An 18,280-nucleotide genomic window follows, 5' to 3' on the forward strand; every position below is an offset into this window, starting at 1 on the left:
ATGACGTGCTGCCTGACGGCCTGAAAGATTCGAATGGCTGATGAACGAATGAATGCGCCACACATACAAGATGAGCGAATGAATGCGCCACGCATACAAAAGGGAGACCCTCGGCGGGCCTCCCTGTTTTTATCGATTTGCAATCTTAAATTTCCTGTTCATTCGGCAAGCTTGAGCTCGAACAGCTTCGATTCCATCGGTTCGAGATGCACGTGAAGCTTTCCTTGTACCCGGGATGCCGCTCCGGTCCACAGCTCCTTCAGCTTATACTGCGCCGTGCCGCTAAGTCCCGCCCTTGCCAGGTCGATCGTTTTGTCTGCAGCCGCATTGCCGTAATTGAACACGGCTATATAATACGAGCTTTTATCCTGCTTGACGAATACATCGGCAGCCTTCGCTCCGGTGTTGCCTTCCACGGCGCGGAATGCTTTTCCTTTCTTCGCCACTTCGAGCACGTCCGGGTTCGTCAGCAGCGCTGCGGCGTACTGCTGCGCTTTCGGATCGTGGAAATCGTCCGAATTCAGGAACACGGTGCCGGTTATAACGGCGGAATTGACCCGCGAGCGCGCTTCGGTCAGCGAACCCGCCCGCGTCAGCGCCATATGGTCGGGATCGGCGTAATGGTAAATCGTCCCGTTTTGCCACCAGCCGTACGTCAGCGCGTTCAGCTCGAACTCCGTATCGGAGATGCTGCCGAACGTATCGGTCGCGATGCGGCGGCTGTGCGCGTATTGGCTCGGGAACAGCGGTGCGATCGACTCGCTGATGAACATCGAGTTCGCGATAAGCGAATCGATATAAGCCATTCCTTTGTTGTACGCCTGCGTGCCGGTCGTCACGGCCGGATCGTAATGCTGTCCTTCAAGCGCGCCGTGCGTCAGAAAATCCAGCTTGATATATTCGAAGCCGAGCTTCTTGAACCGGTTCAAATAATACGCCATCCGCTCCTTCGCGCCCGGATGCGTCGGATCGATGGCATAAGCGCCGTCGAGCTTGGGCAGCGGATTGCCGTCCTTATCTTTCAGGATAATGTCCCCGTACGTATACGCCGTGGAGCCTTCCACCGGCTGATTCATATTGTCGCCCCAATAGACGAACGGTCCCCAGTAAATGCCGGCCTTCTGACCGTTCTGCTTAATCCGGGCCACCGCCTTGGCCAGCTGGTCGTCGGTCAAATTGTCCCAATACGAGTCGAGGTTGACATAGGCGACCTTCTTGTTGTCGTAGCCTTTCGGCTGCAGCTTCGCTTTGATGTAATCGGACGTGTCCAGCACATCCTGGTACGTCAGCTTGTCGCCATAAGCCGCCCAGCTGTTCCAGCCGACCGGCACGCCTTGCGGAACGTTTTTGCCGAACGCAAGCGGAGGCGCAATGACGGCGTTCGCTTTGCCGTAATCCTCCATGCCGGTGCGGTAGTCGCCATAAAAGCCGACGAACGTCAGCGGGGACCACAGATCGGTTCCCGAGATGCTGCCGTGCGGGATCGAATCATGCGTTTTCGCCGAGGATGCCCCGCCGTACACTTCCAGATTGTTCAAGCGGTTGTTGTCGCCGGCGAAATGAATGCCCGTTTTCCACGTATCATGAGTCACGGAGCCGACGATAAGGCCGTTTCGCGTCGTATTGTCATAGACGGCGGACACTTCGTAGCTTGTGTCGGTCGAATTGATCGGTTCCGCCTGGTGACGAATCCACATGTCGTTGTCGTACGGCACCGACAGCACGCGCCCGTCCCCGTAGCTGCCGATATCGACGCCGCCGGTCGAATTCGTGACGAGCGGAGCCATATCATTCGAGCTGATCGGCGCGCCGGCCTTCGCTTCCAAGCGGGTGAAGAAATACGGCTTGCCCGGATAGAAGCTGAACCATTGGATCAGGCTCGGGCTGTCCGCCTGCGCATTGACGAACTTCACCTTCACCCCGCTGCCGAAGCCGTCCTTCACGGGCTGGACGTCGGACATGGCGAAGCTGTGACTGCTGTAGCAGCTGGTTGCCAGATCATTGAACTTGCCGTAAATCCCTTTGGCAACCGTTTTGCCATTCCATGCGTATTCGGCGAACCCGGTACCGGTATCGTAGGTGACGGTGTAATCGCCGTTCTTCATAATAACGCCGCCGGCAAATTGCGAAACCGTAATGCCGTTCACCGTTTTTTCGGCGGTTTTCGCCCCCAGCTCCACGGCCGAGCCGTCCGCGATTTCACACGGCTGCGCGCTGCTGCCGCTGCCGGCGGAAACGACGATGCGGTCGAAATCGGGCGCATAGCCGCCGCCGTCCGAGATTTGGATTGCGTTGCTTCCGGCCTGGAGCGTCAGCGTGATCGTCTGCGTGCCGACCGTGTCCCAGTCGGCCGTTTTGGCGAACAGCACGTTTTGCGCCGGGCCGCCGTTAACGCTGACGTCCGCCGCTCGCGGATCGCCCGAAATGTAGTAGACGGTTACATCGTAGCTGCCGGCTGCCGGCACGTTGATGCCGTTAAACTGCAGCGACGCGCCTTGATAAACGTTGCCGACCTTCTGTCCGCCGGAGCAGGCGGCGCAGCCGGCCACCGACGCATTGCCTGTCAGCACGTTGTCCGGCGCTTCGGCCTCGTAGCTTTGGCCGGCGGGCGCAAGCACGATCCGGTCGATATCCGGGGAATAGCCGCCGCCGTCCGAGAACAGAATCGTATTGCCGTTTCCGGCGTTCAGCGAGACGGTCGTCTCATAGACGCCGACCGTGTCCCAATCGGCCGTCTTTGCGAAGTCGACATGCTTGGCTTCCCCGCCATTGACGGAAATATCGGCTGAACGCGGGTCGCCGGAAATATAATACACCGTCATCCTGTAGGTGCCGCTGTCGCTCGCTTGAACGTTGTTGAACTGCAGCGACGCCCCTTGATACAAGCCGCCGACCTTCTTGCCGCCCGAGCAGACGGAGCAGTCTGCGATTGCGGCATTGCCGGTCAGCAGGTTGCCCGGCGCTTCGGCCTCCACGCTTTGCGATACCGGGTACAGGTCGATTTTATCGAAATCGGGGGCGTAGCCGCCGCCGTCCGAAATTTCGATCGTGTTCGTTCCTTGTACGAAATCGAAGGCGATCGCTTTCGTGCCGAGCGTATCCCAGTCGGCCGTCTTCTCAAAATCGATATGCTGCGCCGCCCCTCCGTTGACGCTGATGTCCGCGCTGCGCGGATCGCCGGAAATATAGGCGAAGACGACGTTGTACTTTCCGCCGGCCGGAACGTTGACGTCCGTAAAGGTCATGCTGGCGCCCTGGTACAGACCGCCTACCTTCTTGCCGCCCGAGCAGGCGCCGCAGTCGGCAACGCTCGCATTGCCGGTAAACGTATTGCCCGAAGCTTCGGCTTCGTAGCTCAAGCTGCCGCCGTAAACCCCTGCGGTGACCGCCGAAGCGTCCGCAGCCGCCGAATCCGCGCCGGCCTGCCCCGCCCCGCCGAACGAATACGAGACGCACCCGAGCAGAAGCGCGAACGCCAGCAGCCTTGATAGCGTTTTCCTCATAACTGGCTCCTTTCATCGATTAGAGTGGGTTCCATGTTTCAATGTAATCGAGCGGTCCGGAGCGCGCAAGCCAAGAATCTTACGATTTATGCGGCAAAATAATGATTTCGGCGTTATCCGCCCGGCACCTCCCCTTCGTGGAGCTCTCCCACAAGTGCCCGCATGAAAGAGAGACTTCCAAATGGGGAACAAAAAGAACCTTCACATCCGCCGATAAGACGGAGGTGAAAGTTCTTTTCTTACGCGGATTCAATTTTTTTGGCGGGACTCACAAATCGCATTACAACTTTTAGGACAGCCCCGATCCCGTTAATGATAAAGCAGGTTCGAAATCCGCAGCGCCGTCCCGGTACTGCGCTCGTCTTTCATCCCCGTATTGCGTACGGCGACGTTTCGCGTCTTCCGCTTTCCGTCCGGTCCGGGGAACAGCGCGATCACCGGGCGGTACACGTTCAGGCACCAGTCGTCGAACAGGTTCACGGGCCGGAATTCGGCTCCGTCGATTGCATATTCGAAGATGCCGCTGTCGGGTCCGCAAAGCAGCAGCAAACCGGCGCCGCTTCCTTGAACGGTAAATTGAAGCTCCGCACCGGGGGCATCCGCGTACAAATGGTCGGTTTTGAATCGCCAGTTGATCAGCGGTTCCGATGCGAGCACCTTCGGCGAAAAGCCTTTCGAAGCCCCTGCGGTGTGCAGGCCCTGCATGCCGCCGTACTCATAATTGCCGGCATCGAGCGGTGACGGCAGAGAATAGCCCGGCCGGGCCGCCGGGCGAGCGTCCGCGTCCTCGTTCCCGGGCCCGAGCCCGGCATCCAGCGCTTCCCGCAAAAAGCCCGCATACAGCGCAAATCCTTCATCGTTCGGATGGGTCCGGTCGGGAAGGATGTCTTCGAAGCGGATGCGCCTCGCTTGAACCAGATCGCGTATGCCGGCCGCGAAATTGACCGACGGGATGCCGTAATGTCCGGCCACCTCTTCGTGAACGGCGATGTTGAACGGCACGCCCTCCGTCATATTTTTATCCGCCGCCGTATACAGGAAACAGATATCCGTATTGGGCGACAGCCGACGCATTTGCCGGACGATGCCTTCCATGCCTTGGACCGACCGGCCGCGGTCTTCGCCGTCGTTGACGGCGAATTCGACAAACAGCAGGTCCGGTACGCCTTTCGTTAATACATGCTCGGCGAGCCGGTGCGCGCCGAATGCCGAATCGGTGCCGCCGACGCCCGCATTGATGCCGGTAATCGTGCGATGCGGATATTTTTCCCTAAAATACTGCTCGGTGAGCGCCCGCCAGCTTGTTTTGTCCGGATCGGAGGCTGCATAGCCCTCCGTGATGGAGCCGCCGAGAAAGGCGATCGTCACCGGCTGATCCTTCTTCAGCTTTTCGCGCAGGCGGGGCAGTCCGCTGCGGAGAACCGCATAACCCGGTCCAGGCGGGCGGTTTGGATTGCTTTTCATGTTCAGCCGCTTTCTGTACGGGACGGGCCCTTCCGCATCGCGCGGAAGGGCCCGCCGAAACGTACCGTTAGTGATGTGATGGACTCTCGGGCTTCTCCGAAAGCGGCGATCTTACCGGAGTAAGGCGCCATTCGGTTCAAGTTGTTTATTGCTGTCCGCTTATTTTTTGGCGAATGCCGAATTATCGTACGCTTTCTGCATCATATCCAGGTAGCTCTTCAGATCCAGGCTGTCGAAGCCCTTCACGTACGAATCCCAGTCTTTATCCAGGTCTTTGTTGCCCGTAATGAACTGCAGCGCGCTTTGGTCGACGTAGTTCGTAATGTTCGTTTGCAGGATGCTCGCCTGATCGGCGGAAGCCGGATCGATCCAGACGGCCCAGTAAGGGAACACTTCCTTCGGCTGCTTGCCGTCGTAGTTGTTCTTCGTCGCTGCAAACAAACGGCGCTCGTAGCCGTCGGATTTGTAAATATCCGTCGACTGTACGATCGAATTGCGGAATTCGGCGCTCAGGTTGTATTGGCCGAGCTGCGCCCAGGCGTTGTTGGTCGGCTTCGAGCCGGCCGGCTTCTGGATGGTGGCGTAACGCGGCTGAATCGATTCGTCCAGCGCCTTCTCGCCTTCCTTCGGCTTGCGCCAGTCGACGCCTTCGACCCCGTTGTCCGCAGCAAGCTCGCCGTCGAACGTATAGATGTAATCGAGCGCTTTGATCATGGCGATTTGCGCTTCCTTGCTGGCCTTGTTCGTCAGGACGAACGCCGTGCCCGGGTTGCCGGTGTACTGCGTCGTCGCATAGGCCGTACCGTCCGGACCGCTGATCGGCGGAATCGAGTCATAATCCTTGGAATAGCGGTTGCCGTCGGCGATGTCGATGAAGATCGCCGGGTGCATACCGGCGCCGGCGCCGAGAATTTGCGGCGAATTTTCGCCGATTTTTTTGAATGCGTCGGCGTTTTGCGTAAACGCGCCCGGGTCGATCAGGCCTTCGTCAAACAGCGATTTGACATATTTCAGACCTTCTCTCCACTGCGGCTTGTTCGGCGAGAAATCGACTTTGCCGCTGTCCATCATCAGATAGGTATGATCGTCGTCGTAAATGAATGCATTCATCAGGTACGGAATGACGTGCACGCCGAACGTTTCCTTCGAGCCGCTGAGCGGTACTTCGTCCTTCTTGCCGTTGCCGTTCGGGTCGTCATTCTTGAACGCTTCGAGCATCTTCTTAAAATCTTCCGTCGTTTTCGGCGTTTCGATGCCGAGCTGCTTCATCCACTTCGTGTTGACCCACATTTTGTTCGGGAACGAGCAGTGGTAGCAGGCGCTGAGCTGCGTGAGCCCGTAAATTTTGCCGTCCGGCGCCGTATTGATCGCCTTGTAGTCCGGATTCTCTTCCAGCGTCTTCTTGATGTTCGGAGCATATTGATCGATGAGATCGTTCAGCGGAAGGATGACGCCTTGCTGGCCGTAGCGCAGCAGATCGTTCTGGGTGAAATTATCGATATACGGCACGAGCAGAAACGCGTCCGGATAATCGCCGCTGGCGAGCGAAATTTGCCGCTTCTCCGGCGCTCCGTCGTACGGTACGGTGGTCCAGTTGAATTTGATGTTGAATTTCTGCTCCAGTTCCTTCGAAAACGCGTTGGTGGCTAAATCCTGGTTGTTGGTCGTATCTTCGTCCGCAAATACGTTGATCGTTACCGGGCCCGAGGAAGATGCGCCGTTCGAACTGCCCGTACCTGCGCTCCCCGTCGTATTTCCTCCGCCGTTGTCGCCGCCGCCCTTGGAGCAGCCGGCCAGAACGACGGTCGCGGCCAATACGAGCGAAGCCGTTGTTGTCCATATCTTTCTCAATGATGAACGCTCCCTTTTTTGTTGGATTCGAAAATAACGATGCGATGCGCCACCCGCTTACATACGCATTCCCCCTCTCAAGGATCGATTCGCACGGGCTTCAGCCTTTGACGGAACCGATCAGCATGCCCTGCACGAAGAAGCGTTGGACGAACGGGTAGATGATCAGCACCGGCAAGCTGGAAATGACGATAATCGAATATTTCATCAGTGCCTGCAGCATCTGTTTCTCCGCGATTTGCCCGGCGTCGATCGTGCCGGTATCGTTGTTCAGGATGAGAATCGACCTCAGGAACAGCTGCAGCGGGAACAGGCTGTTGGTCTTCAAATAAATGAGCGCATCGAAATAGGCGTTCCATTGCCCGACGGCATACATCAGCATCAGCACCGCGAGAATCGGCTTGGACAGCGGAAGCACGACGCTCGATATAAACCGCAAATCGCTGCAGCCGTCGATCTCGCTGGCCTCCGCCAGTTCGTCGGGAATCGAGGTCGCGAAGAACGTTCGCGCGATGATGACCTGCCATACCCAGATGGCGTTCGGCAGCAGCAGCGCCCAGCGCGTATCGATGAGGCCGACCGCCTTTACGACGAGATACGTCGGAATGAGCCCCCCGGAGAACAGCATCGTAAACACGATGAACATCATCAGGCCGCTGCGCCCGAAAAACGTTTTGCGCGACAGCGGATACGCGATCATGACGGTCAGCGTCACGCTGATCAGCGTGCCTGCAGCCGTATAGAACAGCGAATTGGCATAGCCCGTCACGATCTGGCTGTTCTTGAAGGCGGCTGCATACCCCTGCAGTCCCGCTTCGACCGGCAGCAGCCAGACGCGTCCTCCCGAGACGGCGGCCGGGCTGCTGAACGACGAGCTGACGATGAAAACGAGCGGGTACAGCGTCGCAATCAGCACCAGCGTCAAAAAAACGTAAACGGCGGTTAAAAAGATCCGGTCGCCGAACGACTCGCGAACGGTATGTTTTACGCTTGCGCTTGCCATAGCAAATGGCTCCTTTCCGTTACGAAGCCTTTACCAAAGGCTGTTATTGGATAACCGCTTGGCGATCGAGTTCACCGACACGAGCAGAAACAGGTTGATGACCGAGTTGAAAAGGCCGACCGCCGTCGCAAAGCTGTAGTTGGCGTTTAGCAGCCCGATTTTGTACACGTACGTCGAAATGATCTCCGACGTCGTCGTGTTCAGCGGATTTTGCAGCAAATAAATTTTTTCGAAGCCGATGGCCATAATATTGCCGACGTTCAGAATGAGTATAATGGTCGCCGCCGGCAAAATGCCCGGAATATCGACGTTCCATATTTTCTGGAGCCGCGAAGCGCCGTCCACTTTAGCGGCTTCGTAGAGCGAAGGATCGACGCCAGCCAGCGCCGCCAAATAGATGACTGCGGAATAACCAGCGGTCTGCCAAACCTCGGACCAGACGTAGATCGAACGGAACATGCCCGAATTGCCCAGAAAGTTGATCGAATCGATGCCCAGCTTTCCCAGCAGCATGTTGACGATCCCCGTATTCGGAGCCAGAAACAGCATAATGACCGACACCATCACGACGGTGGAAATAAAATAAGGCGCGTAAGTGACGAGCTGAACGGTCTTTTTGAACCGCTGACTGCGAACCTCGCCCAGCGCCAGCGCCAAAATGATCGGAATCGGGAAGCTGACCGCGAGCAAATAAATCGAAATGAACAGCGTGTTTTTGAGCAGCGTCAGAAATACCGGGTTATGAAAAAACAAGTCGAAGTATTTCATTCCGGCCCACGGGCTTCCCCAGATGCCCTTGATAACATTGTAGTCTTTAAAGGCCAGCACCACGTTGAACATCGGGATGTACTTGAAAATGACAAAATAAAGAACGGGCGGAATGATCAGCAGGTAAAGCTGCCAATGCTTCCTTAAGCTTCGTCCCGCAGCGGATGAGGTGGCCGCCCTGCCTCCCTTTTTAACCTCCCGTTTTTCTGCTGTTAACGTTCCCAGATGAATTCCCCTCCTACCAAGTTAACCCGAATCCGGTTCACCGAACGAACCTGCTGTGAGCGCTTTCTCGAAGCCGCAGCTCTGATGCCGCCGGCCTCTGACGTATCCGTACTCTTTACCTGACCCGGCCTATTCGAATCCTGTCGAAAACGCCCCACGACAATCCTGCATTCCGGCCTGAAGGCGCTTTAACAGGAACGATTTTAGGCGAAAATGCTTGCTTGCGATAGGTACATTTGCGTCTTTATGCGTACAAATCGCCCGATTTCGAAGGGGACATTTGTCGCTGGGACGGCCTTTTTCCCTTGCGGCCGCGCAGGCTTTGCCGCCGATTTCATCCGGCCGTACCATTCTCCCTCCGCCATTGGGCAAGAAGGTATGCAACATAATCGATTTGATAACAGTCTATAAAGAAGGCGGTGAATGAATAATGCCAAAAGCAATGTATCTCCTTGCGACCATTGCGTGCAGTATTCTCATGTTTAACGGATGCCAGGTTAAAGAACGGGCGGACACGGGAAGGCTGCCTGCCTCCCAAGGGGATTGGCCGGTTTATTCGATTCACGAGCTTACGAATGAATCCGATCTTATCGCTTATGTAGAAGCTCTGCAAATGCTCTTATCCCAGAAAAAGACGGGAAATTCCATTCCACCATCAAGGGAATGACCGGCGACTACAAGCTGCAGGATATCGAAGATCAATTAAAAACGTCAATTCGATAAAAGAACCCATATAGACAACGCCATACCAATTTTGTACTGCAGCGCAAATTAACGAAAAACATCCCGGCCGCTGGAAGCAGCCGGGATGTGTTCAGTTTTCTAGATTCGCTTGCCGGTATGAGCTGGGCGGCACGCCCAGCACCCGCTTAAACGCTCGGCGGAACGAATGCGAGCTGTTGTAGCCGACCCGCGCCGCGATTTCGTCGACGGTAAAGTCGTTCCGGCGCAGCATTGCCGCCGCATGGTCGAGCCGGACTTTCTCCAGATAGTCCGATAGATTGATGCCGGTTACTTCCTTGAACAATGGGGAAATTGATTTCTCCGGGCGTTCCACCTGTTCGGCAATCCGGTACAGCGTCAGCTCGGGATCGGCGTACATTTCTTCGATAAAAAGCTTGATCTGCTCGACCATACGCGTATGCAGGTCGTTTTTACGGCTGGACACGATGGCGCAGAGCGATTCCATAACCGCATCGATTTCGCCGTGCACCGATTCGATGGTATCCGCGCGCTGAATATCGGCAATGCGCTGCTTGATCTCCTCGAACTGATCGGATTCCGCGAAAGCCTTCTGGTCCAGCAGCTTCATGAAGGTTCCCTGCAGCTCGCCGGCGAGCTGGGTGCGCATATCGATCGACAGCACCCGGTTGTTCATATTTTCGTCCATAATCGTCTGTACGATTCGTTTTGCCTCATTGATATCTCCGGCGCGAATCGTACTGATCAGGCGGAGCTCCATCTCCAGCGGATAATAATAGGTCGTGCTCTCCACGCGCGTGTCGCTGTAATGCAGCACGCCCTTCCGGTTCGTAAAGACGGCAAATTCCAGCGTCTGCTTCGCCTGCTCGTAGGAACGGGCGGCTTCCGGCACCGCAAGGTACGATTCGCCGAGTGCAGCCGTCACCGAGATCCGGTACTCGGTGAACACGCTGGAAGCGAGCTGCTGCAGCACCCGTTCCGTCTCCGGATCGGACTTGCCCGCTTCAGCCGGCTCGTGCTCGAAAATAGCGACCAGCCGGTCGGAGCCCAGATCCGTCATATGAACCGAATCGTCCAAATCGGCCAGCGTTTGCTTGAGCAGCAGCCGCGCCGCGCTCAGCTCGTTCAAAATCTCGACGCTGTCCATGCCCGAATACCCGTTAATTTGGACGATCGCCACGCTGCCGGTATCGCCCAGCCGCATGTTCGCCTGCGAGCCTGCGGCCTCAATTTCGTCCCGCGACTGAAATTCGCCTGCCAAAAGCCGCTTCAGGAAAGCGTCGCGGATGAGCGGAAGCTGCCTTGTCAATTCATTTTCCAGCAGCTTGTTCGTCGTCAGCAGGACGGAAATATTGCCCTGCAGAAAATCGTATTCGTTCCGCCCCGCTGCGCCGTCCTTGCCGAACTGTTCGCGCATGATGCCGAGCAGCCGGTTAATCGGAGCGCTGTTCCGGTACGAAAGCACAAGTCCGGCCAGCAGTCCGAAAAGCAGCGCCGCAACGGTTACCGACCAGGTGATCGATTTGATTTTGTTGGCATTCTCCATCAGCGCGTGTCTCGGAATGCCCGCCATATACACCCATCCGTTTCGCTCGGACTTGATGCTGATGACCAGATCATCGCCGTAAAACTGGCTGAGCGCGGCTTTGTCGAAGCGGGAGTCCGACTGCAAATGCTGGATCTCCTGCTCGCCGATGCCGACCGAACCGATCGTATGCCCGTTTTCGTCACTTACATGAACCCAGCCGCCGTATTTTTCCTGCAGGCCGGACAGGATGCCGGCGATCGTCTGCTCGTCGACGATGACCGCCACCATGGCGGGCGAGGCGCCGGTAAAGCTGTCGAGCGGAATCGACTGCAAATACGTAATGGCGGCGCTTTGGTTGCCCTTGTTCATATACGGCCGAAGCGGCATGATTTCGCTGCGGTGCGTCGTTTTCAGCACCTTCGTTTCCCAGTCCTTCTCGTCGAGCCCGATATAATTGGAGGACTGGTAATAATGCTCGGGCCGGTAGTAAGTCGATCCGGGCGTGACGATGACGTGGTAGTTGTTCAGATAAATATAAAAGTTTTGCAGAAAATCGTTCGTCTGGCTGAACGCCGTCACTTCCTGCATCAGGTTCCACATGCCGTAAACGTTCGGCAGACTGCCGCTTCGGTTTTTCATCAGCATGTTCAGCTCCGGATTGAGCGCCATCTGCCTGGTGAAGCCCTCCACCTCGGCCATTCTCCGTTCCAGAATCCCCTGGCTCATTCGCAGCTGGGAAACGCTGTTCTCAATCGAGACGGATTGGGTAACCGAAATCGACGTGCGGTAGGACATATAGCCGGCCAAGCTCGGAATAATCAGGATGATAAGATAAGAAACCAGAAATCTGCGAAACAGTCTGGAATGCTTGGGCACGGTCTATGCTCTCCTTCCGGATCGATTAAAAATCAGCGGCTGCTTTCCCCAAGCGGATTCAGGCCTCCGTCGAACAGATATTCGGCGCCCGGCACAAGCGTCAGCGAAGCGGAAAGCTCCCCGTAGCGGATCGTCGCCGTCCCGGCCGAATGCGCTTTGACCGACGCCCGGGTCAGCCTGCCGTTCTCCCAGACGAGGCCGATCTCCGCGCTGCCTTTCGCTCTCAGCCCCGATACGCGGCCGGTATGCCACTGCTTTGGCAGAGCCGGCAGCAGACGAATCGCATCCGCATGGCTTTGCAGCAGCATTTCCCCGATTGCCGCAGCGCCGCCGAAGTTGCCGTCAATGACGAAAATATTCGCTTCCGCCCCCGCGATGCCGGCCTTGGAGAAGGTCAGCAGATTGTCGAAAACGAGCTGTCCGAGCAAATAAGCGAGCTGATCGTGCGCCCGGCCGCCGTCGTGCAGCCGGGCAAAGCCGGCGGCAAACAAGGAGAGCGTGAATTCCACGTCCTCCAGGCTGTCGCCCCGCATGCGCGATTCCAGCGTTGTCTTCGCCGCCTCGCTTAAGGCAGGCGTGCGCTCGGGCGTGATCTGATTGCCCGGATACAGGCTGAACAGGTGCGACAAATGCCGGTGGTCCGGTTCGGCTTCGGCGTAATCCTCCAGCCATTCCTGCAGCTGCCCGCTTGCGCCGATTTGCAACGGAGGCAGAAGCGCTATCGTCCGCTTCAGCCGCTCCTGCAGGCCGCGGTCCGTATCCAGCAGCCCGGCCGCCTTCAGGCAAAATTCGAACAGGTCTCGCACGAGCACCTGGTCCATCGTCGGCCCCATGGACAGATGATGCGATCCTTCCCCCGGTTCGCCGGGATAAAAGCTGTTTTCCGGGGAATTGGAAGGACCGGTGACGAGCCATCCGTATTTCGGATGAACGGTCATGTAGTCCAGGAAGAAGGCCGCCGCTTCCTTCAGCACGGGATACGCCAGCTCCGCCAGAAATTCGCGGTCCAGCCCGAACTCGTAATGCTCGCGCAGATGGGTAGCCAGCCACAGCCCTCCTGTTACGTTAAGTCCCCAAGAATAATACCAGCCCGGCTGCGAGAATCCCCAGGCGTTCGTGAAGACGTGCGCCGCCCAGCCTTCGCAGCCGTATAAGCCTTGGGCGGTCTCGCGGCCCGCTTCGGCGAGACGTCCGATAAAGCGCATGAGCGGCAGATGGCATTCGCCAAGGCCGGCCGCCTCCTGCAAGTAATAATTCATCTCCGTATTCACGTCGAGATGATAGTCGCAGCTCCAGGCCATGCGGCTCGCCTCGCCGTCGTTCCATATGCCCTGCAAATGCATAGGGAGCGGGGAATCGGCCCGCGATCCGGCGATGGACAAATAGCGGCCGTACTGATAGAACAGCGCATACAGCTGCGGATCGTCCTTGAGACCGCTTCCAATCGCGCGGATTCGCTCATCGGTCGGCAGCTGCTCGCGATCCGAAAACCCGAGCTGCAGATCGATCCGTTCGAACAGGCTGCGATGATCGGCGATATGATCCGCGCGCAGGCGCTCGTATCCTTTGGCAAGCGCGTCCTTGATTTGTCTCGCCGGCGCTTCCGCCCACTCGCCGCCCGTTTGGCCGTAATCGGTAGCGGCCGCGAAATAGACGAACGCTTCAAGCGCGCCGTTGACGACGATCGTGCCGGCTTCGGCGGCGACCGAACCGCCGCTGGCCGCGACCTTGATCAGTCCCTGCGCGCGCACTCCGCATGTGCCGTCGCTGTGGACGTTTTCCGTCGCCCGGCTGCGAAACGCGATCGAATCGCCCGCCTCCTCATGCGACTCGAACGTGTCCGTTCGCCCGGCAAGCGACAGCCGAAAGGAAATCCTTCCTTCCTCTCCGCTCCAAATCCGCATGGCCAGGACGCCGTCCGGATGCGAGGCAAACGTTTCTCTGACATGCGGCTTGCCGTCCAGCCGGCAGGTTGTGCGTACGATCGCATCATTCAAGTCCAGCACGCGCTCGTATCCTTCCCCTTCGGCAGGAAAATCAATCCGGATATCGCAGAGCGCCAAATTTGTGCCGAAATTGCCCTTCTCCGGCTGAAGCGCTTTCTGCGCCAGCTCTTCCCCCCGCTTGAAATCCCCGTCAAAGAACGCCTGCCGCATCCGCTGCAGATCGGCCTTCGCATGTTTATTCCGGAGAACCGGTTCCGGTTTGCCCGACCAGTAAGTCGTTTCCGTTAAATGCAGGGTCTCGCTCCCGGCTCCGCCGATGACGACGGCGCCGAGCCTCCCGTTGCCGATCGGCAGTCCCTTCCGCCAATCCGCCGCAGGGTGCAAATACCGGAGCTTCGATTCGTTCATGGTACACCTTCCCTTATTATACTCAAAAAGAATCGACAATCGTAGTTATATCACAAAACGGCCGAGCCCGTACAGACGCATGAGAACCCCCCTGAAAGCCGGGCAGCCCGCAGGGGGAGCGACGTTTTTTGATCCGGTATTCGCTACAGCCCGATGCCGCTCCCTTCCTCCCGGGCTCTCCGTCTCCTTGAAAGACCGAATCCCGCATAAAGCGCGAGGGAAACGAGGCTGAGCGTGCCGAGCACGGCATACAGGAACGGCGCGCCTTCCCGGTCGATTACCGCCCCTCCGGCCGTATTGCCGATAATCCCGCCCAGCCCGTATGTTCCGGCCGCAAACACCGATTGATAGGTCGCCTTCGTCCGCTCGCCGGAGAAGGCCTCGACCGTTTCGACCGTCATGCTGGCGAAAAACGCGAACGCGATCCCGTCCAGCGTTTGCAGGGCAAGCGCCAGATGGATGCCGGGAACGGCGTACATGAGGAAACATTTGGCGACGTAACAGAGCGCGGCGATGCCCAAAACGGCGTACCTTCCGATCCGCGCCGCGATTTTCGCCGCCGCCCAAAACATCGGGACCTCGGTCAGCGCCGCTATGGCGTAGGCCGTGCCGATCAAGCTTTTATCAAAGCCCATTTCCTTATAATAGATCGGCAGGAACGACGCGTTGACCGCCAGCGCGATCGTCAGCAGCAGGCTGATGAACGTAAAAAGCAGAAACGCCCGGTTGCGCACCACGTCCTTCGCCTGGTTGAACAGCGTAACCCGGTGCCGGACGCCTGCCGGCTGCCGGAACGACAGCAGGGAAGCGACGGCGATCAGGCTGATTGCGAGATAGGTCGGAAAGCTCCATTCGTAACCCGTTCGCACATACAGGAAGCCGGTGACGAGCGTGCCCACCGCATAGCTGAACGCCCCCCACAGCCGCACGCTGCCGAACGCAAAGCCTTCACGGGCAGCCGTTTCGACGGCGATCGTATCGGCCAGCGGATTGGCGGCCGACTGGAACCAGGCGAACACGACCGAAACCGCCAGGACGACGGCATAGCTGTCGAATGCGATAAACCCGAGCGCCGTCACCGGCGCCAGCACGGCGGCAAGCATGAGCAGCCGGCGGGGGTGGCGCAGCCGGTCGTTTAACAGCCCCATCGCCGGCTGCGCCGCAATGCCGACCAGCGACCATAAGGAAAGGACGACGCCGATGGAGGTGCCGTCCCAGCCCTTGCCGCTGAAATACAAGCTGACATAAGGGGCGTAGGCCGCCTGCGCCAAAAAGAACAGAAAATAAAAGATGGCCATTCGTTTCATCGTTCGTCGTCTCCCGCTGTCTATTATCGCAAGAAGAAACGGCTGACGCCGTCTTGCGGCGGCGGAACCAGTTTCTTCCCTTCAATCTATCGAGAAGTCATCCGAAAATACCACTGCCTATAGATTAAAGTAAGCCTGAGAGATGCGCCAGCACGATTTTTTGCGGCTTCGATGATGAGGCGGAAAATGGTGCGGAAGCGCGGGCTTTCGTTTTTCGCTTTCAGAACTTATTGGCCTCTAGCAGCCGGCGTCCGCTCCGGCGTTTTCGTTCGCAGAAGGCGCGCTTTTTCCGCAAACCGTATACTTTGGTGTACTTTTTTGACATTTTTCGACAAAATGAGAGCTGAATGAGTCGATTCTAATCAAAATGAGGGTCTTTCTAATTGGCGCTTCACCACAAATTCAGTTAACCTGTCGATGTAACCTTTTTTTCTGCTCCTCTAAACGGCTGGAGAACCGTTTGGACGGAGCTTTTTTTTGTCCGTTTTATCGTCGGCTTGCCTGCCTTCGGTACCGGCCGGATCCGCCGCGCAGCCGCCATCACCCTTTTTCTGTAAATTCATAGACAAATGCTGTTGAATCGGCTCGAAAATTTGATTCTTCCGCCTCAGATGCCATTTATTGTTACTTAAATCTACTTCTACTATAATCAATTTGTAAAAGCTTACGAGATTTAGGAGGTGATGTGCGCCCGTTCTTCCCAATCCGAACCGATTCGACACGTCCGTTCCGAGTACTGTTGTTTTCCATTACCGCTGACATCATGAATAACCGCAAGCCGCTTCGATTTTCCGGTATCGAAAGGAGAGTTTCATGATGAAAAGAAGATTGCCCCTCATCTTCAAAGCGGCAGCCGCCTTGTGCTCCCTCCTCCTGATTGCCGCCAATTTCACTTATGCCGCGCCGTCTTCATCCGACCGCCATTCGTATCTGGTCAATTTGAAGCCCGGCAAATCCGTCAATGCGCTGAACGCCCCCGGTATTCAATTGAAAAAGCACTGGGACGATCTTGGCGCCGCGAACATTGTCGCGGACCCGGATACCATTCAGAAGCTGAAGAATAATCCGGACATCGAATCGATTGAAGAAGACCGGCCCGTTCACGCTACCGCGCTCGGCCAGACGTATACCGACGGCGAGCTGACCTGGGGGCTGCAGGCCGTTCACGCCGAGCAGGCCTGGAGCCAGAACGCGACCGGGAGCCATATCCGGGTATGCGTCCTCGATTCCGGCATCGATGCCGGGCATCCGGAATTTTACCGCAACGGAACGTCCATCATTAAAGCGAGCCAAAATTTTGTCGATGACGGGCATCCGGACGCAGCGGACGGTTTCGGGCACGGCACGCACGTGTCCGGCACGATCGCCGGCCAGACGAGCGCCAGCGGCAGCCGGATCGGCGTCGCGCCCGGTGTCGATCTGTATGTCGCCCGCGTGCTGGGCGACGACGGAAACGGCTTGACGAGCGGCGTGATCGCCGGCCTGAACTGGTGCCAGGAAAACAAAGCCAATATCGCCAACCTGTCGCTGGGCAGCGACGAGCCGTCCCATACGGAGCAGAAAGCGTTCGACCGCGCTAACATGAACGGTATGCTCATCATTGCCGCAAGCGGCAACGACAGCCTGAATCACGTCGGTTATCCGGCCGGTTACAAATCGGTCGTGGCGGTGGGCGCGGTGGACAGCAGCCTGAATCTGGCCAGCTTCTCCGATTACGGCAAAGACCAGGAGCTCGTCGGACCGGGCGTCGGAACCTTATCGAGCGTTCCGAGGGGTACCGGGCTTCACGCCTCGGCCGTGAAGGATGGGGATTCGACGTCTTATCACAGCAACCCGCTGGAATTTTCCGGGACCGGCTCGGTATCGGGGCCGCTCGTCGACTGCGGCATTGCCGACTCGGCGGCGACCTGCGGGGGCAAACCCGCTTCCGGCGCCTGGATTGCGGTCATCGACCGCGGAACGAACGCCTTCTCCGAGAAAGTGCAGAACGCGATGAGCCAAGGGGCTTCGGCGGCGGTCATCGTAAACAACGATACTGCAAACCCCGACGACCCGGGCAACTTTACGCTGGGCGCCGCAGGCAGCTGGATTCCCGCCGTATCCTTGTCGTATAACCAGGGAACCGCGCTGCGCAGCGGCGGACTCGGAACCGGCAAGGTCGAGGTGACGCCGTGGGATTACAGCTATTACGAAGGCACCTCGATGGCGACGCCGCACGTGACGGGCGTTGCCGCTCTCGCCTGGTCCGCAAATCCGGGCCTGACGAACGATCAGATTCGCAAGGTAATCGAAAGTACGGCCGTCGATTTGGGCGCTCCCAGACGCGACAACATGTTCGGCTACGGCCTGGTACAAGCGGATGCGGCCGTCCAAATGGCCAGAAGCATGCATTAGCCTGGGACCGACATCCGATCGCAAAAAATACCGTGAAGAGGCGCTTGCCTGCTCACGGTATTTTTTTGCCGCGGATTAACGGGCTGCGGCGACCGCTTCGGGTCCGGTGCAAATACGGGCCGTCGGTGACGTATTGTCCTGATCCGGGCCGTCAAGCGAGCTCCAATTCTGCGGCGTAACGGGCCCGTCGCTGTACGGCTTGAACGGCCCCAGCAAGCTTTCTGCCGTCAGCACGGCCGTTCCCAGCAGATTGTTGTCCTTGCGGCGGAAGGTGGCGAACATGTACCAGCTGCAAGACGTGAGAA

General features: G+C 57.7%; 10 protein-coding genes. 1 reads left to right on the forward strand and 9 read right to left on the reverse strand.

The annotated features are described in order from the left end of the window. Nucleotides 1-158: 158 nt before the first annotated feature. From PD282_RS17945 to PD282_RS17980, 8 genes are all read right to left on the reverse strand, one after another. A complete protein-coding gene (locus tag PD282_RS17945; protein WP_274652013.1) occupies nucleotides 159-3,503 on the reverse strand; it encodes a carbohydrate-binding protein in 3,345 nt (1,114 codons plus the stop codon). Nucleotides 3,504-3,812: 309 nt separating this feature from the next. Then, nucleotides 3,813-4,967, reverse strand: coding sequence for an SGNH/GDSL hydrolase family protein (locus PD282_RS17950; RefSeq protein ID WP_274652014.1), 1,155 nt, complete (start codon nucleotides 4,965-4,967; stop codon nucleotides 3,813-3,815). A gap of 159 nt (nucleotides 4,968-5,126) precedes the next feature. Next, entirely contained in the window at nucleotides 5,127-6,818 is a 1,692-nt protein-coding gene (locus PD282_RS17955) for an extracellular solute-binding protein (RefSeq protein WP_274652015.1), read from the reverse strand. A 100-nt stretch (nucleotides 6,819-6,918) separates the two neighbouring features. Next, on the reverse strand, nucleotides 6,919-7,821 hold the full coding sequence (locus PD282_RS17960) for a carbohydrate ABC transporter permease (protein WP_274652016.1): 903 nt from the start codon (nucleotides 7,819-7,821) through the stop codon (nucleotides 6,919-6,921). Nucleotides 7,822-7,851: 30 nt separating this feature from the next. Then, on the reverse strand, nucleotides 7,852-8,706 hold the full coding sequence (locus PD282_RS17965) for an ABC transporter permease (RefSeq protein WP_420832365.1): 855 nt from the start codon (nucleotides 8,704-8,706) through the stop codon (nucleotides 7,852-7,854). A 922-nt stretch (nucleotides 8,707-9,628) separates the two neighbouring features. Continuing rightward, nucleotides 9,629-11,920 carry a helix-turn-helix domain-containing protein gene (locus PD282_RS17970; RefSeq protein ID WP_274652017.1) on the reverse strand — a complete coding sequence of 764 codons (2,292 nt, stop codon included), beginning with the start codon at nucleotides 11,918-11,920 and terminating at the stop codon, nucleotides 9,629-9,631. A 32-nt stretch (nucleotides 11,921-11,952) separates the two neighbouring features. Further along, complete coding sequence (locus PD282_RS17975) at nucleotides 11,953-14,274, reverse strand: glycoside hydrolase family 95 protein (protein ID WP_274652018.1); 2,322 nt, start codon at nucleotides 14,272-14,274, stop codon at nucleotides 11,953-11,955. Nucleotides 14,275-14,417: 143 nt separating this feature from the next. Next, on the reverse strand, nucleotides 14,418-15,581 hold the full coding sequence (locus PD282_RS17980; protein ID WP_274652019.1) for an MFS transporter: 1,164 nt from the start codon (nucleotides 15,579-15,581) through the stop codon (nucleotides 14,418-14,420). An 816-nt stretch (nucleotides 15,582-16,397) separates the two neighbouring features. On the opposite strand from PD282_RS17980, the gene PD282_RS17985 reads away from it, so the two are divergent. Next, a complete protein-coding gene (locus PD282_RS17985; protein ID WP_274652020.1) occupies nucleotides 16,398-17,975 on the forward strand; it encodes a S8 family serine peptidase in 1,578 nt (525 codons plus the stop codon). Between the two features lie 75 nt (nucleotides 17,976-18,050). Here PD282_RS17985 and PD282_RS17990 read toward each other — a convergent pair whose 3' ends face one another. After that, nucleotides 18,051-18,257: a hypothetical protein gene (locus tag PD282_RS17990; protein ID WP_274652021.1), complete on the reverse strand. Its 207-nt coding sequence runs from the start codon at nucleotides 18,255-18,257 to the stop codon at nucleotides 18,051-18,053. Nucleotides 18,258-18,280 lie beyond the last annotated feature (23 nt).

This window comes from Paenibacillus humicola, from assembly GCF_028826105.1.
Taxonomy (GTDB): domain Bacteria; phylum Bacillota; class Bacilli; order Paenibacillales; family Paenibacillaceae; genus Paenibacillus_Z; species Paenibacillus_Z humicola.